At 37.2% G+C, this 23,416-nt stretch carries 21 protein-coding genes; all 21 read right to left on the minus strand.

Features of this window, described 5'->3' with window-relative positions; genetic code table 11:
- Window positions 1-25 precede the first annotated feature (25 nt).
- The 21 genes from rpmF to fbaA all read right to left on the minus strand — a co-directional run bounded on the left by rpmF (window position 26) and on the right by fbaA (window position 23,397).
- Window positions 26-193 (minus strand): 50S ribosomal protein L32, encoded by a 168-nt coding sequence (gene rpmF / locus J3U59_RS09875; protein ID WP_065557369.1) that lies wholly within the window; start codon window positions 191-193, stop codon window positions 26-28.
- A gap of 4 nt (window positions 194-197) precedes the next feature.
- A complete protein-coding gene (yceD, locus tag J3U59_RS09880) occupies window positions 198-707 on the minus strand; it encodes a 23S rRNA accumulation protein YceD (protein ID WP_267334180.1) in 510 nt (169 codons plus the stop codon).
- 230 nt (window positions 708-937) lie between these two features.
- On the minus strand, window positions 938-2,857 hold the full coding sequence (locus J3U59_RS09885; protein WP_267334179.1) for a BglG family transcription antiterminator: 1,920 nt from the start codon (window positions 2,855-2,857) through the stop codon (window positions 938-940).
- A gap of 3 nt (window positions 2,858-2,860) precedes the next feature.
- Window positions 2,861-3,601 carry a 2-dehydro-3-deoxy-phosphogluconate aldolase gene (gene dagF / locus J3U59_RS09890; protein ID WP_267334178.1) on the minus strand — a complete coding sequence of 247 codons (741 nt, stop codon included), beginning with the start codon at window positions 3,599-3,601 and terminating at the stop codon, window positions 2,861-2,863.
- On the minus strand, window positions 3,601-4,740 hold the full coding sequence (locus J3U59_RS09895) for a DgaE family pyridoxal phosphate-dependent ammonia lyase (protein WP_267334177.1): 1,140 nt from the start codon (window positions 4,738-4,740) through the stop codon (window positions 3,601-3,603). Before J3U59_RS09895 ends, dagF begins: the two co-directional genes overlap by 1 nt.
- Window positions 4,718-5,872, minus strand: coding sequence for an amidohydrolase/deacetylase family metallohydrolase (locus J3U59_RS09900; RefSeq protein ID WP_267334176.1), 1,155 nt, complete (start codon window positions 5,870-5,872; stop codon window positions 4,718-4,720). The genes J3U59_RS09895 and J3U59_RS09900 overlap by 23 nt, the downstream gene beginning before the upstream one ends.
- A gap of 51 nt (window positions 5,873-5,923) precedes the next feature.
- The gene (locus J3U59_RS09905; protein WP_267334175.1) at window positions 5,924-6,577 is read right to left on the minus strand and encodes a DUF4310 family protein; all 654 of its coding nucleotides are present in this window, start codon (window positions 6,575-6,577) and stop codon (window positions 5,924-5,926) included.
- 18 nt (window positions 6,578-6,595) lie between these two features.
- The gene (locus J3U59_RS09910) at window positions 6,596-7,348 is read right to left on the minus strand and encodes a DUF4311 domain-containing protein (RefSeq protein ID WP_267344553.1); all 753 of its coding nucleotides are present in this window, start codon (window positions 7,346-7,348) and stop codon (window positions 6,596-6,598) included.
- A gap of 20 nt (window positions 7,349-7,368) precedes the next feature.
- Window positions 7,369-7,665, minus strand: coding sequence for a DUF4312 family protein (locus J3U59_RS09915; protein ID WP_267334173.1), 297 nt, complete (start codon window positions 7,663-7,665; stop codon window positions 7,369-7,371).
- A 14-nt stretch (window positions 7,666-7,679) separates the two neighbouring features.
- Window positions 7,680-8,048 (minus strand): SFCGS family glycine-rich protein, encoded by a 369-nt coding sequence (locus J3U59_RS09920; protein ID WP_267334172.1) that lies wholly within the window; start codon window positions 8,046-8,048, stop codon window positions 7,680-7,682.
- A gap of 47 nt (window positions 8,049-8,095) precedes the next feature.
- Window positions 8,096-8,425, minus strand: coding sequence for a hypothetical protein (locus J3U59_RS09925; protein WP_267334171.1), 330 nt, complete (start codon window positions 8,423-8,425; stop codon window positions 8,096-8,098).
- A gap of 494 nt (window positions 8,426-8,919) precedes the next feature.
- Window positions 8,920-9,804 carry a TPM domain-containing protein gene (locus J3U59_RS09930; protein WP_267334170.1) on the minus strand — a complete coding sequence of 295 codons (885 nt, stop codon included), beginning with the start codon at window positions 9,802-9,804 and terminating at the stop codon, window positions 8,920-8,922.
- A gap of 39 nt (window positions 9,805-9,843) precedes the next feature.
- Window positions 9,844-10,443 carry a LemA family protein gene (locus J3U59_RS09935; protein WP_267334169.1) on the minus strand — a complete coding sequence of 200 codons (600 nt, stop codon included), beginning with the start codon at window positions 10,441-10,443 and terminating at the stop codon, window positions 9,844-9,846.
- Between the two features lie 417 nt (window positions 10,444-10,860).
- Window positions 10,861-11,172: an antibiotic biosynthesis monooxygenase family protein gene (locus J3U59_RS09940; protein ID WP_267334168.1), complete on the minus strand. Its 312-nt coding sequence runs from the start codon at window positions 11,170-11,172 to the stop codon at window positions 10,861-10,863.
- Between the two features lie 81 nt (window positions 11,173-11,253).
- A complete protein-coding gene (rpoC, locus tag J3U59_RS09945; protein WP_267334167.1) occupies window positions 11,254-15,480 on the minus strand; it encodes a DNA-directed RNA polymerase subunit beta' in 4,227 nt (1,408 codons plus the stop codon).
- A 91-nt stretch (window positions 15,481-15,571) separates the two neighbouring features.
- Window positions 15,572-19,600, minus strand: a complete 4,029-nt coding sequence (gene rpoB, locus J3U59_RS09950; RefSeq protein ID WP_267334166.1) for a DNA-directed RNA polymerase subunit beta — start codon at window positions 19,598-19,600, stop codon at window positions 15,572-15,574.
- 250 nt (window positions 19,601-19,850) lie between these two features.
- A complete protein-coding gene (gene rplL, locus J3U59_RS09955) occupies window positions 19,851-20,219 on the minus strand; it encodes a 50S ribosomal protein L7/L12 (protein WP_034884317.1) in 369 nt (122 codons plus the stop codon).
- Window positions 20,220-20,279: 60 nt separating this feature from the next.
- The gene (rplJ, locus tag J3U59_RS09960) at window positions 20,280-20,777 is read right to left on the minus strand and encodes a 50S ribosomal protein L10 (RefSeq protein WP_065634123.1); all 498 of its coding nucleotides are present in this window, start codon (window positions 20,775-20,777) and stop codon (window positions 20,280-20,282) included.
- A gap of 229 nt (window positions 20,778-21,006) precedes the next feature.
- Window positions 21,007-21,708 carry a 50S ribosomal protein L1 gene (gene rplA, locus J3U59_RS09965; protein WP_065634122.1) on the minus strand — a complete coding sequence of 234 codons (702 nt, stop codon included), beginning with the start codon at window positions 21,706-21,708 and terminating at the stop codon, window positions 21,007-21,009.
- A 3-nt stretch (window positions 21,709-21,711) separates the two neighbouring features.
- Complete coding sequence (gene rplK / locus J3U59_RS09970; RefSeq protein ID WP_034884321.1) at window positions 21,712-22,140, minus strand: 50S ribosomal protein L11; 429 nt, start codon at window positions 22,138-22,140, stop codon at window positions 21,712-21,714.
- Window positions 22,141-22,317: 177 nt separating this feature from the next.
- On the minus strand, window positions 22,318-23,397 hold the full coding sequence (gene fbaA, locus J3U59_RS09975; protein WP_065634121.1) for a class II fructose-bisphosphate aldolase: 1,080 nt from the start codon (window positions 23,395-23,397) through the stop codon (window positions 22,318-22,320).
- Between the last annotated feature and the right edge of the window lie 19 nt (window positions 23,398-23,416).

Genomic DNA, 23,416 nt, shown 5'->3' on the forward strand with positions numbered 1-23,416 from the left:
CTGAAGATTTCTAATGACTAAATAATTATTTAGAAATCACTTTACGACCACGATAATAACCATCAGCGGTTACGTGATGACGTAAATGTGTTTTGCCTGATTCATCAACTGAGATATTAGCAGCAGTTAATGCATCATGAGAACGACGCATACCACGTTTTGCACGAGTTTTACGATTCTGTTGAACAGCCATGGATTTACCCCTTATTCTTTAAACTAACTAAAATTGCAAATGGATTCGGCTTTTCATTCTCAACAGGAATTTCACCAAATACCATATCTGCCTCTGACACTTCGCAGTGTTTACTATCATGTACCGGCGCAATTGGTAACGAGAGAATAATTTCGTCCTCAAGTAACGCTAATATATCGACCTCGCCAAACTCGTTCATAAAAACGGGTTCATAATGTTCCGGTAACGCCTCTGCCTGAGCATCGCTCTTAACAGGACTAAATTTATTCATCACATGAACTTCAGTGATAAAAGGTTTGAAACAACGTTGACAAATAAGCTCCAACGTTATTTTTGCATCAATTGCGATAACACAAAGTTTCTGCTCATCATAATAAAAAGACAAACTACACTCAATATCGCTTTTCAGACTTTCAACCCTTGTTGCACTTTGCGCTGGATAGTATCCAACATAATCAAGTCGTTTTTGTGCCGCTTTGACAGGGTCAATTGTTAATGGCAATTTATTTTGCATAAGATAAGCTTGCTACCTTGAAAATTATTTTATGTAGTTAAAAACTACACAATGCCGTAAGGCGCGCATCTTACCTTTAAATGACCATTTCGTCAATGGGCGCAACTAATATTATTTGTATTAGTTATTGATTATTCCCTTAATATTTTATCAAATATATTTATTTTAATTTCGTAAAAAGTTTAATATAAAAAAATGCAATTTCGACTATTAACAATACCAATGACAGTTTAAGACAATCGTCCAAAGCTATCTTTGACAATAGCTTGGAAATCTTCAAAGGTTTTACTATTTAATAAACGTTTGGTTGAACGTTCCTTCACTAAATTGACAAACAAATTATAAATTCGCATCGCATCTTCATATTCATCCTTACTAATTGCTAATAAAAAAATGACGTGTGCGACTTCATTTTTATCCCATAAAATTCCTTGTGGCGCTAATATGGTTGTCACAACCGTCTTTTTGGCCAACAGACCTACTGAGTGAGGAATAGCAATATTTTCACCTAATAATGTTGAAACAATCGCTTCACGTTCAATGACAGAATGATAAAAAGATGCATCGACATATCCTTGCTTTTCTAAACGATGACAAACCACTTTAAAAAGTTCTGATTGTGTTATTGGTTTATCCATGATAAGAAAAAATTTTTTGTCGAAAAAACGCTCGATCATATAGGGCATTGTTCTGTCTATCATAGCCAATCGCCCTAATTGCTCGAGTTGATAGGCAGTTGGAAATGGCGCTATTTTAACAATTTGCTTATCTTTTTCAGTTAAGCGTACGGTTGAGACAATAAAATCTTCCTCAATATTTGTTAACTGCTCATACTCTCGATATGAAAGTATACGACTAATTTGAATATGTGGAAAATCACGCTTAATTTTTGATTCAATCATACGTAAGGTTGCATTACCAAGATCACTCACTAATAGTATTTGAGCATATCTTTCATGACCAGCACTATAATTACGTTCTAATGCGACACCAATGTGCACAGCCAAGTAACTGATCTCATCTTCGGTCATTTTGGATTCGGTATATTTTTCCGTATTTGCTAGTGCTGATAAGGTAATATCATAAGCAAACGGATAATATTGTTTTATTTCTTGCAATAAAGGATTTGTTGTACGAATTTGATATTTCACGCGCGATAGCATCGATGAAACGTGGATTGACATATCTTCGAATAATTTTTCATCCTTCAATAAATTATAGTGATAAGTATGATTAATATAAGATAAAATATGTTTTACAAGCGCTAAACTTTTTGCTTGATTTGGCGAATCAATAATGGTGCGAGACATGATTTGAACGCATAAATAATTCAACTCAGCTTGAGAAAGTACACTACCTAGAAAATAAGAAAACTCTTCAGAAATCTCTTGAGCTGCGCCAATAACAGTACTATTAATCTGATCTATTTGATAATCAATTAACTCATAACCTTGCGTAATTCGGCTAATTGAAACAGCACAACTATAGAGTAAATAACTTTTTCCTTCAGCATTTAATTTTAACTCAAAACGCTCAATTTGATCTTGCAATACCTTTTCTAAATAATCCAACTCAATATCATTCAATATATGCTTTTGAAGTCTACCAATTGTTAAGGTATCTTCCGCCATATATCGTTGCCATAAAATATCGGTTAAACATGCTCGTATGGAAGGCTCTTCGCCAATTAAACGCATACCATAATAGGGGCGATTTTCTAATTGCAAATTATACTTATCTAAATATTGTTTAACTTCAATCACATCATTTTGCAACGTGCTACGACTTAAAAACCATTTATCAGCAATATCATCTAATTTGACAGAATTAGATTGTGTTAGAAAAGCGATTATTAAAGCAACTATCCTTTCTTTGCTTGTTCGTGGAATATTTTCTATTGAATGTGAATTAGTTAAAGCTGCATAACGTTTAGCATCAGATATTAGCAGTTGATAACCAATATTTTTAGTATAATCAATTTGCGCGCCATAATGACGTAAAATATCATTAAGTGCTGAAATGTCAGTACGAATAGTACGAGTAGATACCGAAAAACGGTTAGCGAGTTCCTGTTGGGGCAGCGTTTCGTTTTTTATGGTATCAAATAAATACGCTAATCGCTGATGAGAAAACAGCACTTTAGATGACATTATTTATCCTACCAATTTTTGTGTAATTGCCAAAAGTTTTTCAACATCAGCAGTGCGCGTTTCTCCTGTCGCTTGATTAATAATAGAACTATAAATATGTGGAATAATCCTTTTCACACCAGCATCTAAAGCTATCTTTAAAATGACTTCATAGTTGTCTAAATCGATTCCCCCTGTGGGTTCCAGATAAAAATCTTGTTCAGCACAACACTTTGCCACATATTCAAATTCGGCTCGATGTTTTAATCCACCCATTGGAAAAAATTTAATTGAACTTCCGCCCATATCTTTAAGTAATGCAATTGCTGTTTCAATCGGTACCACACCCGTCATGGTTTTACTACTTAACGGGCCAGTAGCAATATTGACCAATCCAATTCTACCCGTTGGTGATACTAAGCCATTAATCACAGTCTCTTTTTGACCTAACAAAGCACGGCTAGCTCCCACACCAGTAAAGACTTGATTGACATGTTGTGGTTGAAGAACTGCCGCAAGCTGTGAAACCATATCTGACTGATTCGGATCGCCAGCGCCCAACCCTATTGAAATAGCATTATCAATTGCTTGCGCATATTTTTTCATATCGGTTATTGCTGATTGATTATCACAATAGTTTTTCGATAAAATACCAACTACAACATGAGTTTGTGCTGCTTCATAAACGGCTTTAGCATTATCAATTGAGTTAGCCAGAACATTTAAACAGACACGATCATTATAATAATTAGGTGTCAACTGCATTATTTTACTCCTAGTATAATACGTTTAATTTTATTATAAATAATGTCAAGTTGAGCAGAAGTTACACTACGTACATCAACATCAACTTTACCTTCGTTAGCTTTATATTCGCGAAAATAAACAGCAATTTCACCTTGCTTCATTAATTCAACTATTTCGATAGCACTTTTACCTATTACAGTGCTATCAAATGCGATTTCTGTACGAGCAATATCTCGCCCTGCACTATCCCAAACCACGTTGGCTAATACGCCAGGTAAAGAATTAAGATTATCAATAAATGGGGTCATTTTACTCACCATTTGCTGACCAGTTTCTTGCTTAGGATCGTTTACATAAAGTTCAATGGCTTTAGTTAAACCTAAAATACCTTCTTTCCCCACCTTCATTGGGCGTCCAATGCCTTGAGATTGAAGTTTTAACCATTCAATTGCTTGATGACGACCAATCACTAAACCACTTGTCGGTCCTTCAATTGCTTTTGCACCACTATAAATAACTAAATCAGCTCCTTGCTGATAATAGATATATAAATCCTCTTCTGCGGCAGCGTCAACAATCAGTGGTATATTATGTTTTTTGGCAATGGTAGCTGCTTGTGCAACTGTTAACATACTTTTTTGCACGCAATGGTGTGACTTAACATATAAAATGGCTGCTGTATCAGCATTAATTAATGATTCGATATGTTCGGGTTTACATTCGTTCGCGTAACCTGCCTCAACGACAATCCCGCCACCTAAAGACACCATTGTCCCAATTGGTGCACCAAAATTGACGTTATGCCCTTTAGGAACAATAATTTCACGGGGTACATATTTATCAGACGAATGGAGATTAAATAATAGATCGCGATCATCCTTAATAATTAACCCTGCAACAGCTTGTGCTATACCTGCTGACGCACATGAAACCACGACTGCACTTTCGACATTGAGTAATTTGGCAATATATTGCCCAGTTTTATCAACTAAGTCTTTGATTTCAAAATATTCGCTTAAACCATGCGATACCGCATCCACCACTTCAGGTCTTGGTGTTGAAACGCCTAAAATAGTCATACGCCCTGACGCATTAATGACCTTTTTTAAATGATATTGACTATAAACGTCTTTTTCAGTTTGAGATTGTGAGCGCATTTTTACTACCTTCTTCTGTTATTTCTATGTATAACGAATGTTTTGTCGAATCAGCAACAATCGATGCTAAAGGCACGAATTGTTCATGACATCGTCTGACTTCACCTTCTGAATCAGCTAACTCAATAGCTTGTTGTTTAATATCAAAAACAGTCAAATCAGCATCATAACCAACTGTTAACTTGCCCTTATTTTTAAGACGCAAAACTTGTGCCGCATTTTGAGTAACACTATCAATAATTTTTTTTCGGCTATAACCAAGACAAATAAACTTGGTCATCACATTTGCTAAACTAAATACGGGACCTTGTAAACGATTTTTAGAATAAATGTCGGAACTAATTGTATTAGGATAAATATCTAAGCACTTAGCACGCTCGGCAACAGCAAAGCTAAAGCTTTCTCCACCATGGCCAATATCTAAAATTACGCCACGTTCAATAGCGCGTTTGATTGAATCTCGCAAATTGTTTTGTTTATCAAATATTTGATTTGGCTTACCATTAAAACAGTGAGTAATAATATCGCCTTTAGTTAATAAATCGGCAATTTCATCTAGTTCTGGCGGATTATTCCCGACATGAATCATCAGTGGTAAACCGGTCTTTTTCTGCATCTCTTTCGCTTTGATTAATGGTAAAATACCATTTTCACCCACCACACTACGGCTCATCCTAACTTTTATTCCAATAATAAAATGAGGATATTTAGCTAAAGTTTTGTCAAATAACGCGACATCAACATCTTGCATATCGGCAAGTTCATTTTGTCTGATTAAGCCAATTTTTGAAATATTCAAAAATGAATAAACATGAGTCTGCACTTGCTGAGCTAATTGATAGAATTCATCAACATCAAGTGCACCAACACTACCTGCATCCACAACAGAAGTTACGCCCGCTTTAACCCCAATTAAATCAGGCTCATCATGATAGATGGGTGAACGTGCAAAGCAATGAGTATGAGAGTCGATCCATCCGGCACTGACATAATATTTCTGTTTTAGGTCTAAAATGCGAATAGTTGGATCTGAAATGGCACTGTCTATTTTGACAATTTTTCCTTGATAAATAGCAATGTCGGTTATCGAGTCATCAATTAATATGGCGTTTCTTATAATTAAATCATACATAAGTTGTTCCAAATCCGCTGTAATTTAACCAACTACAGCGGAGAGTTAACATTAGACAATTGGAAATATTCCACCAAAAATCATCGCACCTAAAATTGCACCACCTGTAATTGGCTTTTTCCATACATAAAAAAGTAATGCACCAAGTAAAGAGCCAATACCAATAGGAATTGAAGCTACCATAGCTGATAAAATAATCATTGGTCCTAAGAATCGTCCAGAAGCATTACCGGCACCCATCATCACATCAGCACCAAAAGTCGATCCACTGCCACTATTAACAGTAAACTTTCGGATAAGAATAATAATGGCGCCAATCATTGCACCTAACACTAATCCTGTCACTAATGCAGCTAAAAAGTTTTCAACAGGAAAGGTATAACCACCCGCTAACAATAATGCTGGTACACCTAATCCAATACCTGTTTGTAAAGCGCCACCAATATCCAATATGCCAACTAATGAACCTTCAATAACGCGGGCAAACAAAAAACTAGCGCCAAATGCTGCAACTGCACCATAATCACCGGTTGTCATTCCTGATTTGAGCATTGCAACAAACGCAATCTCATTAAATGCACCTATACCATATACATAAAAAGTATGCGTTCCAGCAAAAATACCTGCTGATAAAAGTCCACAAATAATCGGGAATGACCAATCGGCATACCAAAAACTTTTATTAATGGTTGTTTGAGTATTCATAATGTGTTATTCCCTATATTATTTAAACCAATAAGACAGACCATCTCGAAATGAATTTATCATCTTCATATCAAAACCGCGAAAATATCCACTCATCACAAATAGAACAATGATCGCAACTAACATAATCTTCATAACACGATTCCAGCCACTGTCATCTACGCCTTTACCAATTAGGATACCTAAAACTAAGCCCGGTACAGCATTACCCATAATCAATTGAGCAAGTCCACCAAACAATGTCCCCCAAAAACCACTACGACGACCAGCATCTAACGCTGCCAACCAAAAGATAACAGGCATTACGGTTGCCACAAGCAGATTTGCCGCAGGGACTAATACTTTCGTCGCGGTAATTTTTAGGGAATCAGGAATAACAGAAGTGGTGGTATTTAAAAATAACACCACAATTACGCCGACAAATGCACAAGCTAATGCCATTTTTTTAGGATCATGTAGCGTTTCGGCAAGATTACGATTTTTTATCATCAGTAACGATGCTCCCCAGTTGGGAATAATTCGGTGATCGACATCTTGGGTAAAAGAGCCCGCAGCCACTGATGATGCCCATGCATTAAAAAAGAAACCAAGACCAAATGAGAAATGCGCCGCAGGATCACCTTCACAAGAATTAAGTTCGCCAAGTGTTCGAAAAGCCCCCATACCTTGATAGGTTGGCGCATGAAACATTCGAGCAGCCCCGGCACCAACGCCAAAACCACAAAGTCCACCAATAATAATAGACTTTAATGCAATAATTAGAATTTCCATCATTTCCCTTATACGTTATGTTATTCAGATTTAAATTCAATATCCGCAAGATTAACGAAACTTACATTAACAGAGACATCAAGAGTGATGTCGTAAAGGGTTCTTTTCCTTGGCAGAAAAACAAACAAAAAGCGCTCAGTTGTTATCATTTGTTTTGCTGATACAACTTGAATATCTTGTGGTTCAATACGTAATACAATATCGCCGATATGGTTAAATACCTCTTTTTGAACCTGGCTTAATGCTATTGCAAATGCCCGTTGTTTAGATTCACCTTTACCATTTACCCTGACAGACAACTGTTGTGTTTTTTTCATTTTTATCTTCGCACTTATGGACGTGGATTTTTTTTCAAAAATGCTTGTGCAATACGCTTGCCAAGCTCTTGTGTATCCATAAAACCAAAACCAAGAACTTTACAACCATCATTAATTGCGGTCTCACCTTCCTCTATTGATCGCATACCATGGCGTTGTGAATAGCCATATTTATTTTGTGCAGTAATCGCACCTGCGCCGCCGCTACCGCAAAACGATAAGCCCAAATCAGCATGCTTCTCATTCATGACATCACCTAACTTCATATCAGCTGCCATACCAGGAATAACAATTGCCCTACAACCTTCTACAGAGTTAATTCCTTCGGCAATCTTTTGCCCTTTTCCCATCCTATCGCCAATAACAATGACTACTTCAGTCATACTATTTCTCCTATTAATTATTGTTTTTTAATTGTCTAGTAATCTTTTCAATTTGCCTTAGCTACCTCATAATGCACAGCCAATAAATAGGCTTCTTCCATTGGCAAATTATCAAATAATTCTACTGTTCTGCGAGCTAGCGCTAAAGATTCCTGTGAAAGTTCATCAAATAAGCTTGGATCAATTTCTGGTAATTTTTCAAGTGTTTTTGCCCGTTGCACCATAGCTTTAACGTGCGAAAGTAACATAGCCTTTTGCACATCATTTTGCGTAATTTGCTGTTCAATCAACCAGCCATTTATAATTTTAATAATTTGTGATGTAACTAATTCTGGTTCAAGATTATCCTCGATCATGCGAAACTTTATTGATGACATAACACACATAATTCTCTTCTTTTTTAAGCATGGATTAAGCGTAAATGAAACCACAATTAACGTGGATAGAGACTTTTTCCGTCAACAACAGGAAATTAATTATCATTTATCGCAATAAATGGCGTCATCTGCGTTTATAGAGGGAAAAATTAAATTAAGCCAGAATAAACAGATTGTTAAATTTGTGAGTTTGATCATAAAAATGATACATAGAGAGAGAAGTGAAGATTTTTTATTTTTGGGATTTTATACGCAAAAGTTTTGGAATTTTTGTGGTTTTGCTTAAATTCAGGGTAGGATGCTATACTGAAACGTACTTATTTCCTTAAAATTCTTGACAACGTTTTTTGATTTTTGTTCTTTAGGATCTCGGACGTGAGTAATTTTGTGATTTTTTCATTTCGGTGCAAACGTCCGAAATCCTACCATACAAAAAATCTCTTTTAAGAAATTTAAAAAATACTATACCTTTATGTATAGCGCCCTTAAAATCTTTACCAACTACCAGAAGCACCACCTCCACCACTGCGTCCGCCACCTCCACCACCGAATCCGCCAGAACCACCAAAACCACCACTATTACCACCAAAACCTCCGCCACCACCGCGTCGGTTAATGCCCCCTCCACTTCCTTTAGCCATTAAAATACCACTTAAAATGGTACTTGCTACAAAAGCTAAAAATAATAGTGGTAATGCAATATATAGTGGATAGCCATGCCATAATGTAAATCCGCCAACAGAGAGTCCATTGAGTAATCCTGTGCTTAAACTTCGTTTTGCACTGATTTTGCCTGAGTTAGATAAGATGAAGTTAGCAATGACAAAACAGATAAAAAATGAGACTAATCCATAATTAAAAACAGTTGCGCCAAAGTCACTTGCTAGCAATGAATTCAGATTCTGTTGTGAGTCATCATCGGTTGTAGTGTCTGAATTATCGATTTTTTGACTTAATACGGTTAAAGCGTCGTATATGCCTTGATAATAGTTATGTTGTTTAAACTGAGGTGCAAGTTGGTCACGAATAATGTGGCTAGCAATCAAGTCGGTAATGGTGCCTTCAAGACCATAGCCGACTTCGATACGCATACGTTTATCATCTTTAACGATCAGTAACAATATGCCATTATCACGACCTTTTTTACCAATTTTCCAGTCAATAAAAACCCTATCGGCATATTGCTCAATCGTTTCATTATCAAGCTTCGCTATCATCAATACCGCAATTTGTGCACCATCAGTACGTGGTTTTTCAAACGCAATTAAACTTGATTCTAGCTTATCAATTTGTGACGATGTCAGGGTATGCGTGATATCAATAACACGTTGGCTAAATACGGGGATCTCAGTTAACCCATAACTCAGCCAACTGATCATCAATAGCACGCTGAATACAAATAACCTTTTCATTTATATTTACTGTCCAAAATTGACAGCAGGTGCATCAGAGATCTGTTTTTCATTATCAACCGTAAATTGTTGCTTAGGTTGTTGACCTAAAATATCTGCAACCCATTTAGTTGGTAGCGTACGGATATAACTGTTAAAATTTTTAACCGTTTCAATGTAGCGTCCTCTTGCTACTGTAATACGATTTTCTGTACCTTCAAGTTGGCTCATCAAATCTTGATAAAGTGTATTAGCTTTAAGATCGGGATAATTCTCACTTACAGCAATAAGCCTGCTTAATGCTGAACTTAAATCGGATTGTGCTTGTTGGAATTTCGAAAATAAAGTAGGATCCGTTAACTGATCAGCATTAATTTGAATCGATCCAACTTTAGCTCGTGCATCAGTGACTTGTGTTAATACTTCTTTTTCATGAGTTGCATAACCTTTTACTGTATTAACCAAATTGGGCACTAAATCAGCACGTCTTTTATATTGGTTAATAACTTCTGACCAAGAAGCTGCAACCGCCTCATCTTGAGTTTGAATACTGTTATAATCTTTAAAAAAGATAAATCCACCAATAATAATGAGTACAAGAATAACTAACAAAGATTTTGATTTCATTATAAACCTCTTATAAAGTACTTAACTTTGGTTAAATGTGAATACTAATTAATTAAGCAACGATGAAAAATAACTTATTCTGACATCCAGTTACTGCTTTAAATAACCATAATGCACAAAAGCAAATGGCGTAAAAACAACAATAGACAACTTAATCGATAAAGATGAGATTATTAGAGATAAAGACAAAAATTTATGTCGCTAACTGATTGTTATCATTCACTATATTTCAGTTGCATACCACATAGTTTAAATTAACTGTTAAATATTATATCGAGTTTTCGCAAACTTGCGAAGTATAATCGAAGGAATTTATGCAAAACACTTCATTGCTTTATTAATGGTTGCTCACAAAGCCATTTATTATAAGTATAACAATCTTTTAATTTTTACCGATAATTATAATCAGATTATTGGCTATAAAATCACTTCAAAGCATTCAAGCTCTGCTGGCGCAAAATAGATATCATGATTATTTGACCGATTATTGGTATTTCGATGAGTATGTTTGAAATGTTCAGAGTTTACCCAAGCGTCAAAATCCGCTTTAGTTTCCCACTCTGCAAAAGATGAAAATAGTGTATAGTTTTCTTCAGTTTTTCCTTGTAAGAAATAAAAACGATTAAATCCTTTCATCTCTTTCAAATGGCTATCACGATTTCGCCATATATCAATAAAAGTATCTTCGCTACCACGTTTAATTTTAAAACGATTCATGACTATATACATAAATATCTCCTTTTAATTTACTTATGTCCGATAAAAAAATAGCACGTTTACACGTGCTATTTTAAAAATTAAATCAACCAATTATTGATTGTTGTTTTCTTCCGCTGCAGAGTTAAGTAATTCAGCTAAGTTTGCTGTTGCTTCTTCAGCAGAAACAGTTGTTTGAATGTCATCAGTTGATGGCATTGCACGTTTACGTAAACGCTCTTTATGGTAAGCATAACCCGTACCAGCCGGAATTAATCGACCAACAATAACGTTTTCTTTCAAGCCACGTAATTCGTCGTTTTTACCCGCAACTGCTGCTTCAGTTAATACGCGAGTCGTTTCTTGGAACGATGCCGCAGAAATAAATGATTCAGTAGTAAGTGATGCTTTAGTAATACCAAGCAGATCATGCAAGTAAACAATTGGTTCTTTACCTTGTGCTTCAAGTTCACGATTAATAATTTTCAAGCGTGATACTTCAAGTTGTTCACCGTCAAGTAGACGAGAACCACCCGGATGAATAACTGTCGCTTTACGTAACATCTGACGAACAATGACTTCAATGTGTTTATCATTGATTTTTACACCTTGTAAGCGATAAACTTCTTGAACTTCGTTAACGATGTAACGTGTCACTGCATTAACACCACGTAAACGTAAAATGTCATGTGCAGATTCTGGACCGTCAGAAATCACATCACCACGTCCAACTTGTTCACCTTCAAATACGTTAAGTTGACGCCATTTTGGAATCATCTCTTCATATGGATCACTACCATCAAGTGGAGTGATAATTAAGCGACGTTTACCTTTGGTCTCTTTACCAAACGAGATAATACCATCGATTTCAGCAAGAATTGCTGGCTCTTTCGGTTTACGTGCTTCAAATAAGTCAGCAACGCGTGGTAAACCACCGGTAATATCTTTGGTACCAACCGATGCCTGTGGAATACGTGCAAGGGTATCACCCACATTGATTTCAGCACCATCTTCTAATTGGACTAATGCTTTACCAGGTAAGAAGTATTGCGCGAGCATTTCAGTGCCAGCAACATAAATATCATTACCTTTTGCATCCACAATCTTAATTGCCGGACGTAAATCTTTACCTACCCCAGTACGTTCAGCCACATCTAAAATTGCAATTGATGATAAACCTGTCAATTCGTCGGTTTGACGAGTAATAGTTTGACCATCAACCATATCTACAAATTTGACAAAGCCTTTCGCTTCAGAGATAACTGGCATGGTATGTGGATCCCAGTTAGCGATTGTTTCACCAGCATCAACTGTTGCGCCATTACCTTTGGTTAAAATCGAACCATAAGGAACTTTGTAAGTTTCTTTCATTCGACCCAATTCATCAATAATGGTTAACTCAGCATTACGAGATGTAATAACCAGTTTCTTATCTGGGTTAGTTACAAATTTAGCATTGGTTAATTTAATGCTACCTTTGTTTTTCACTTGAACACTCGATTCTGCTGCCGCTCGCGATGCCGCACCACCAATATGGAACGTACGCATGGTTAACTGTGTACCTGGCTCACCGATTGATTGTGCTGCAATAACACCGATTGCTTCACCTTTATTCACCAAGTGACCACGGGCAAGGTCACGACCATAACACTTCGCACAAACCCCAAAATCAGTATCACACGAAACCACAGAACGGACTTTCACACTATCAACTGATTCAGCTTCGAGTAAATCACAATAACTTTCATCAAGTAGTGTATTACGAGGAATTAAAATATCTGCACTACCTGGTTTTAATACATCTTCTGCTGTTACACGACCTAATACACGTTCACGAAGTGGCTCTTTAACATCTCCACCTTCGATAACGGGTGTCATTACTACACCTTCTAACGTGCCACAGTCATCTTCAATAACAACGAGATCTTGCGCCACATCAACTAAACGGCGAGTTAAGTAACCTGAGTTCGCTGTTTTTAATGCGGTATCGGCAAGACCTTTACGCGCACCATGGGTCGAGATAAAGTACTGAAGAACGTTCAACCCTTCACGGAAGTTTGCCGTAATTGGGGTTTCGATGATAGAACCATCCGGTTTTGCCATCAAACCACGCATACCTGCTAACTGACGAATCTGAGCGGCAGAACCACGAGCACCTGAGTCGGCCATCATATAGATGCTGTTAAAAGAAGATTGTACTTCTTCTTTGCCTTCACGGTTAGTCACTTTTTCAGTTGATAAGTTATCCATCATCGCTTTTGCAACACGTTCATTCGCTGCTGCCCAAATATCGATAACTTTATTATAACGTTCACCAGCGGTAACTAAACCTGATTGGAACTGTTCTTGAATTTCAGCAACTTCAATTTCAGCTTCATTGATGATTTGCGATTTTTTCGCTGGAATTTCCATATCATCAATACCAACTGATACACCTGAACGAGCAGCATAAGCAAATCCAGTGTACATTATTTGGTCAGCCAAAATGACGGTTTCTTTCATACCTAATTGACGATAACAGATATTCAAGATACGAGAAATCGCTTTTTTACCTAGTGGTTGGTTAATCACAGAGAAGCTCATACCTTTCGGCATAATTAACCATAAGATAGCACGACCAACTGTAGTATCTACCACAGAGGTTGTTTCTTCCCACTCACCAACACTGTTACGTTGGCTTTCTGTTATACGTACTTTAACTTTCGCATGTAACTCAACTAAACCTAAACGATACAGTTTTTCTGCTTCTTTAGGACCAGTTAAAACCATGCCTTCACCTTTCGCATTGATTTTGTCACGCGTCATGTAGTAAAGACCTAATACCACGTCCTGAGAAGGAACAATAATAGGCTCACCGCTCGCAGGTGAAAGGATATTATTGGTTGACATCATCAACGCACGCGCTTCTAATTGCGCTTCTAACGTCAATGGAACGTGCACCGCCATTTGGTCACCATCGAAGTCAGCATTGAATGCCGCACAAACTAATGGGTGTAATTGAATCGCTTTACCTTCAATTAGAATAGGTTCAAATGCCTGAATACCTAATCTATGTAGTGTCGGCGCACGGTTTAGTAATACTGGATGTTCACGAATAACTTCATCTAAGATATCCCAAACAATTGCATCTTCACGCTCAACCATTTTCTTGGCTGCTTTAATGGTAGTTGCATAACCACGACGCTCTAATTTACCGTAAATAAATGGTTTGAATAGTTCAAGTGCCATTTTCTTCGGTAAACCACATTGATGTAATCGTAAATATGGACCTACAGTAATTACAGAACGACCCGAGTAATCGACACGTTTACCTAATAAGTTTTGACGGAAACGACCTTGCTTACCTTTAATCATATCGGCAAGTGATTTTAATGGACGTTTGTTTGAACCAGTAATAGCACGACCACGGCGACCATTATCTAATAATGCGTCGACAGATTCTTGTAACATACGTTTTTCATTACGTACAATAATATCTGGCGCAGCTAAGTCTAATAAACGTTTTAAACGGTTATTACGGTTGATCACTCGACGATAAAGATCATTTAAATCTGATGTTGCAAAACGTCCGCCATCAAGTGGTACTAATGGACGTAAATCAGGTGGCAACACAGGTAATACGTTTAAGATCATCCATTCAGGTTTATTTTCTGATTGAATGAATGCTTCGATAATCTTAATCCGTTTAGTGATTTTTTTCCGTTTTGTTTCAGAGTTTGTCGTTGAAAGTTCGTCACGTAGTGCTTCACATTCCGCTTGCACATCAATATTACGTAATAATTCTTGAATAGCTTCCGCTCCCATACGAGCATCAAATTCATCGCCAAACTCTTCTAACGCATCTAAATATTGTTCTTCTGTTAAGATTTGACCACGTTCTAAGTTTGTCATTCCGCCGTCAAGAACCATAAATGATTCAAAATAAAGCACACGTTCAATGTCACGAAGTGGCATATCTAATAATAGACCAATACGTGATGGTAATGATTTTAAGAACCAGATATGTGCAGTTGGTGATGCAAGCTCAATATGCCCCATACGTTCACGACGCACTTTAGCTTGTGTGACTTCAACGCCACATTTTTCACAAATTACACCACGATGTTTTAAACGTTTATATTTTCCACATAAACATTCATAATCTTTAACGGGTCCAAAAATACGCGCACAAAATAATCCATCACGTTCAGGTTTGAACGTACGATAGTTAATTGTTTCAGGTTTTTTAACTTCACCAAAAGACCATGAACGAATCATATCAGGAGAAGCAAGGCCTATCTTGATAGCATCAAAGTCTTCTGTTTTTGTTTGTGCTTTTAGAAACTTTAGTAAGTCTTTCACAATTGGCTCCTATGGAGTTAAACCAATTAGATAACTTATCATTGCTGATAAGTTATCCCTATAAATAGAAATCATTTTTAGTTAGTGAAGATTACTCTTCATCTAACTCGATATTAATACCTAGCGAACGAATCTCTTTTAACAATACATTAAATGATTCTGGAATCGCAGGTTCCATACGATGATCACCATCTACAATATTTTTATACATCTTAGTACGGCCGTTTACGTCATCTGATTTGACCGTTAGCATTTCTTGTAGTGTGTAAGCAGCACCATAAGCTTCAAGTGCCCATACTTCCATCTCACCGAAACGCTGACCACCAAATTGAGCTTTACCACCCAATGGCTGTTGAGTAACCAGACTATATGAACCTGTAGAACGTGCATGCATCTTATCATCAACTAAGTGATTTAATTTAAGCATGTACATATAACCTACCGTTACCGGACGTTCAAACTGTTCACCCGTACGGCCATCATATAATGTAATTTGACCTGAAGTCGGTAAATCACCCAATTCTAGTAATGACTTGATTTCTTGCTCTTTTGCACCATCAAATACTGGTGTAGCAAGTGGCATACCATTACGTAAATTTTGTGCCAATGTCATCACTTCTTGATCGGTAAATTCTGCAACATTAACTTTTTGTGCAGCACCTAAACCAAGATCGTATGCTTTTTGGATAAACTCACGTAATTTAGCAAGTTCTTGCTGTTCTTTAAGCATTGTATCAATTTTTTGACCAATACCTTTAGCCGCCATACCTAAGTGGGTTTCGAGAATCTGTCCAATATTCATACGTGATGGAACCCCTAGTGGGTTTAACACGATATCAACTGGACGTCCTTTGTCATCATATGGCATATCTTCAATTGGGTTGATTTTTGAGATAACCCCTTTGTTACCATGGCGACCCGCCATCTTATCACCAGGCTGAATTTGACGTTTAACCGCTAAATAAACTTTAACAATTTTGAGCACTCCAGGTTGTAAATCATCACCTTGAGTAATCTTCATGCGTTTAGCTTCAAGTTTTTTGTTAAACTCAACTTTAATTTCTTCGTGCTGCTCGGCAAGTTGCTCTAATTGTGCTTGCTTATCTTCATTAGCAATCCCAATAGTTAACCATTTTTCACGTGGCAGAGCATCTAATTTATCTGCTTTGATACCACCAGAAATTAACACATCACGAATACGTGCAAACAATGCTGCTTCTAAGATCTTAAGTTCTTCAGTCAAATCTTTTCGTGCTTGTTTAAGCTGCATCTCTTCGATTTCAAGTGCACGTTTATCTTTTTGTACACCATCACGCGTAAAGACTTGAACATCAATAACTGTACCAGAAACACCATTTGGTACACGTAATGAAGTATCTTTAACATCAGATGCTTTTTCACCGAAAATAGCACGTAGTAATTTCTCTTCTGGTGTTAATTGTGTTTCACCTTTAGGCGTCACTTTACCAACCAGAATATCACCACCTTTTACTTCAGCGCCGATATAAACAATACCAGACTCATCGAGTTTAGAAAGTGCTGCTTCACCCACATTTGGAATATCAGCAGTAATCTCTTCAGCACCTAATTTAGTATCACGAGATACACAAGATAACTCTTGAATATGAATCGAGGTGAAACGGTCATCTTGTACCACTTTTTCAGAGACTAAAATCGAATCCTCAAAGTTATAACCATTCCATGGCATAAATGCCACGCGCATATTTTGACCAAGTGCTAACTCGCCTAAATCCGTTGATGGACCATCTGCAAGCACATCGCCACGCTCAACTTTTTCACCTAACTCCACACATGGAATTTGGTTAATACAAGTATTTTGGTTAGAACGGGTGTATTTGGTTAAGTTATAAATATCAATCCCTGTTTCACCAGCATACATTTCGTCAGCATTGACATTGATTACGATACGTGATGCATCAACATATTGAACAGTACCACCTCGACGAGCAACAGCAGTTACACCTGAGTCAACCGCAACTGCACGTTCCATACCTGTACCAACAAACGGTTTTTCCGCTTTTAATGTCGGTACTGCTTGACGTTGCATGTTTGCACCCATCAAGGCACGGTTCGCATCATCGTGCTCAAGGAATGGGATTAATGAAGCACCAACAGAAACGATTTGTTGTGTTGATACGTCCATATAATGAACTTGTTCCGGGCTATATAAACCAGATTCACCATTTAAACGACAAGTCACTAAATCTTCTTTAAAACGACCATCATCATCTAAATTTGAGTTTGCCTGTGCAATAACAAATTCACTTTCATCGATTGCTGATAAATAGTTAATCTCATCAGTTACAACGCCATCAATGACTCGGCGATATGGGGTTTCTAAGAATCCATACTCATTAGTACGAGCATACACCGCCAATGAGTTAATCAAACCAATGTTTGGACCTTCAGGTGTTTCAATCGGACATACGCGACCATAATGAGTTGGATGTACGTCACGCACCTCAAAGCCTGCACGTTCACGCGTTAAACCACCCGGACCTAAGGCAGAAATACGACGTTTATGCGTAATTTCAGATAATGGATTGTTTTGATCCATGAACTGCGATAACTGACTCGAACCAAAGAATTCGCGAATTGCCGCTGAAATTGGTTTAGCATTAATCATATCTTGTGGCATTAATGAATCAAGATCGCCTAAAGATAGACGCTCTTTTACAGCTCGCTCAACACGAACTAAACCAATACGGAATTGGTTTTCTGCCATTTCACCAACACTACGAATACGACGATTACCTAAATGGTCGATATCATCCACTTCGCCATGACCATTACGGATAGCGATAAGTTTCTTCATGACATCAACGATATCGCCTTTGGTTAACACGCTTTCGCCTTCGATATCTTCACGCCCTAAAGAACGATTAAACTTCATACGACCTACTGCTGATAAGTCATAACGTTCGTCAGAGAAGAATAGATTATCAAATAGTGCTTCAGCTGCTTCTTTTGTTGGTGGCTCACCAGGGCGCATCATACGATAAATTTCAACTAATGCACCTAAACGGTCACGAGTTGAATCAACATTTAATGTTTCAGAAATGAATGCACCATGATCTAAATCATTGGTAAATAATGTTTCAATTTTTTTATGGCCAGCATTGGTTAATTCAAGCAATAGCTCTAACGAAATTGGCGTGTTAGCAAAAGCAATAACTTCACCAGTCTCTTCATTAACATAATTTTTTGCTAATACTTTATTAACGATATATTCAACTGGTACATCAATCTTAGTTACTTTATCTTTTTCTAGTTCACGAATGTGGCGTGCGGTTATACGACGGCCTTTTTCAGCATAAACTTTACCTTTTGATTCAATATCAAATAGAGCCGTTTCACCACGTAAACGCTCAGGAACCAGATCCATTTTTAATTTTGATTTGCCAACTTCAAAAATAGTTTTTTCAAAGAAGATATCTAAAATTTCTTCGGTTTCATAACCAAGCGCTCGTAAAATAATTGTCGCTGGAAGTTTACGACGACGGTCAATACGAGCAAAAAGATTGTCTTTTGGATCAAATTCGAAATCAAGCCAAGAGCCACGATAAGGAATAATCCGCGCATTATATAAAACTTTACCAGAAGAGTGCGTTTTACCTTTATCACTATCAAAGAACACACCCGGACTACGATGTAATTGTGAAACGATAACACGTTCAGTGCCGTTAATCACAAATGTACCATTATCCGTCATTAAAGGAATTTCGCCCATATAGACGTCTTGCTCTTTAATATCTTTAACTGTTCCTTCTGGCGCATCTTTATCATAAATAACTAAACGTAATTTAACGCGCAACGGTGCTGAGTAAGTGATCCCTCTAATTTGACATTCTTTAACATCAAACACAGGTTCGCCCATTTTAAAGCTCACGTATTGTAACTCAGCGTTACCACTATAACTTTTTATCGGAAATATTGAACGAAAAGCGGCTTCTAAGCCGTACTGACCTTCTGGATCTTGCTCAATAAATTTCTGGAACGAATCAAGTTGAATAGAAAGAAGATACGGTATATCCAAGACTTGTGGACGTTTACCAAAATTCTTACGAATTCGTTTTTTCTCGGTATAAGAGTAAACCATTAGTTCCTCAACTTGCTTATCTGCTATTTTAGCATGATTAAATATTCATCAGGGGTATTACTATCTATCAAATAAGAACGCCTGACACCTCATCGAAAATATCTATAAATATCAATTGATTAGGCTTAATAAATATACTATTTCTTTATTACTTTTTATTGATAGTCTTCAAATAAAATTCTTTGACTTTTTACAGCGCAAAAAGGCTGGAGGTAAAAACCCCCAGCCACTTAGCTTACAATTGATAAACTTATTTAAGTTCGACAACTGCACCAGATTCTTCAAGTGCCTTTTTAAGTTCATCTGCATCAGCTTTGCTAACGCCTTCTTTAACTGTTGCTGGAGCTGATTCAACAAGATCTTTCGCTTCTTTTAAGCCTAAACCTGTTGCACCACGAACTGCTTTGATAACAGCGACTTTGTTAGCGCCAACATCTTTTAAGATTACATCAAATTCAGTTTTTTCTTCTGCTGCTTCAGCTGGACCAGCTGCTGCAACTGCTACAGCTGCCGCTGCAGAAACGCCAAATTTTTCTTCCATCATTGATACAAGTTCAACAACATCCATTACAGACATTTCAGCAACTGCATCTAAAATTTGTTCTTTAGTGATAGACATAATATAGTTTCCCAAATTTACAATTTTTTTAATTAATAATATTCACAATCACACTGCCAATTAAGCAGCTTGTTTTTGATCGCGAACTGCTGCAAGAGTACGAACCAATTTGCCAGCTGCGGCTTCTTTCATGGTTGACATCAAGCGAGCTAATGCTTCTTCATAAGTAGGTAATGTTGCTAAGCGATCAATGTTCGCTGCAGTAATCAACTCACCTTCAAAGGCTGCGGCTTTAATCTCAAATTTTTCATTTTCTTTTGCAAACGCTTTAAAAATACGCGCAGCAGCACCTGGGTGCTCATTTGAAAATGCAATAAGAGTTGGACCAACAAACGCATCTTTTAAGCACTCGTATTGAGTTCCCTCAACAACGCGGCGTAATAAGGTGTTACGAACAACACGCATATAAACACCCGCTTCACGAGCAGATTTACGTAATGCAGTCATCTTTTCTACAGTTACGCCACGAGAATCAGCAACAACTGCAGATAGCGCACCTTTGGCGATTTCATTAACTTCAGCAACAATTTCTTGTTTATTTTGAAGATTTAGTGCCATTGGTATTGCTCCTGGATTATATACTAGGCAAAGCCTAGACTTATTTTAACTAACTACACACGTAGCTAGCACAACCACGATGAGCAGAATCCCTCTATTATATCTTATCAGGTTCTGTCACCGTCTACGTAGGAAGATTAAGTAATTAAATATCAATTACACCTACGGTCTTGGACGGGGTCTGGTTAAGGCCAGACACCAACCGATTTTTTTTTAATTATCGAAATAATTAAACTGTTGCATTTAATGTCGCTTGATCGATAGCAACACCTGCGCCCATTGTAGTAGATAGGCTAACTTTCTTCACAAATACACCTTTAGCAGATGCAGGTTTTGCTCGTTTTAACGCAACAAGTAATGCTTCTAAATTTTCTTTAAGTTTATCTGCATCAAAATCAGCTTTACCGATAGTGGTATGGATAATACCATTTTTATCATTACGGTAACGGATTTGACCAGCTTTAGCGTTTTTCACTGCTTCAGCAACGTTAGGCGTTACAGTACCCACTTTAGGGTTTGGCATTAAACCACGAGGCCCTAAAATTTGACCTAATTGACCAACAACACGCATAGCATCTGGTGATGCGATAACCACGTCAAAATTCATTTCGCCTTTTTTGATTTGATCCGCTAAATCGTCCATACCCACTAATTCAGCGCCAGCTTCTTTAGCGGCATCAGCGTTTGCACCTTGAGTAAAGACTGCAACACGAATACTACGACCGGTTCCGTGTGGAAGTACAATTGCACCACGCACATTTTGGTCTGATTTACGTGAATCAATACCTAAATTAACTGCAACATCAACACTTTCTGTAAATTTAGCAGTGGCAAGTTCTTTTAATAAAGCAATTGCTTCGTTGATATCATATTGTTTAGTCGCATTCACTTTTTCGCGGATAAGTTTAGCTTTTTTAGATAGTTTAGCCATGAATTAACCCTCCACTTCCAAGCCCATTGAACGTGCAGTCCCTTCAATAGAACGCATCATCGTTTCAATGGTAGCACCATTCATATCTGCAGCTTTTAATTCAGCGATTTCGCGAATTTGCGCACTCGTTACTTTACCTACTTTTTTCTTGTTAGGTTCGCCAGAACCAGACTTGATTTTAGCAGCTTTCTTTAATAATACTGCCGCAGGTGGAGTTTTAGTAACAAAAGTAAATGAACGATCAGAATAGACTGTAATAACAACAGGAATAGGTAGACCTTTTTCCATGCTTTCTGTTTTTGCATTAAATGCTTTACAGAATTCCATAATATTAACACCGTGTTGACCAAGTGCTGGACCAACTGGTGGACTAGGATTTGCTGCACCAGCTGCAACTTGCAACTTGATGTAAGCTTGTACTTTTTTTGCCATTTTTAGTTTCCTTTTCTCGGGTGCAAACGCCTCTATTAATAAATAGACAGCTCCCCTAAGTTAAATGAGGGCAGAATTATCCTACAATCGATTAATAAATGCAAGATTTATTTATTACACATAAAAGCAGGCAATATTTACCGCCTGCTTTTATTTAATAACAATGTTATTCAAGAATTAAAGTACATTAATTGCATTAAGTTCTTTAAATGCAAGTTCTAAACGTGCAACTAATGATTCTTGTCCTTTACGTAACCATACACGTGGATCGTAATATTTTTTATTAGGTGCATCAGGTCCTTCTGGGTTGCCTAATTGACCTTGTAAATATGCTTCGTTGGCTTTGTAATAATCTAAAATACCAGCCCAGTTTGCCCATTGCGTATCAGTATCGATATTCATTTTAACAACACCGTAACTAACTGCTTCAGCAATTTCTTCAGGAGTAGAGCCTGAACCACCATGGAATACAAAATTCAATGATTTTTCAGGTAAGCTAAATTTTTCAGAAACATATTTTTGTGAATTATCGAGAATTTTTGGTGTTAACTTAACATTTCCTGGTTTATACACACCATGAACATTACCAAATGATGCTGCGATAGTAAAACGTGGACTAATTGCACTTAGACGCTCATAAGCATAAGCGACATCTTCAGGTTGAGTATAAAGTGCTGAACTATCCATATGGCTATTATCAACACCATCTTCTTCACCACCAGTACAACCAAGCTCTAACTCTAATGTCATTTTCATTGCTGACATACGAGCAAGGTATTGGCAACAAATATCAATATTGTCTTTTAAAGTTTCTTCTGATAGATCGATCATGTGAGAAGAAAATAGTGGTTTGCCAGTTTTAGCAAAATGCGTTTCGCCAGCATCAAGTAACCCATCAACCCAAGGCAGTAATTTTTTTGCACAGTGATCGGTATGAACAATCACTGGTACACCATATTTTTCAGCCATTAAATGCACATGTTTAGCACCAGATACAGCACCTAACACTGCACATTCTTGACCTTCAAGTTTTAAACCTTTACCCGCAATAAATTGTGCACCGCCATTAGAAAATTGCACAATAACAGGCGAACCAACTTTAGCTGCTGTTTCAATAACCGCATTGATTGTATTAGTGTCAACACAGTTTACAGCTGGTAATGCAAAATTATTTTCTCGTGCAATTTGAAATACTTTTTGCACATCATCACCAGTTACCACACCAGGTTTAACAACATCAGAAATCTTTGTAGCCATTTTATTACCTATAAATTTA

This window comes from Gilliamella sp. B3783 (assembly GCF_026536125.1).
GTDB lineage: Bacteria > Pseudomonadota > Gammaproteobacteria > Enterobacterales > Orbaceae > Gilliamella.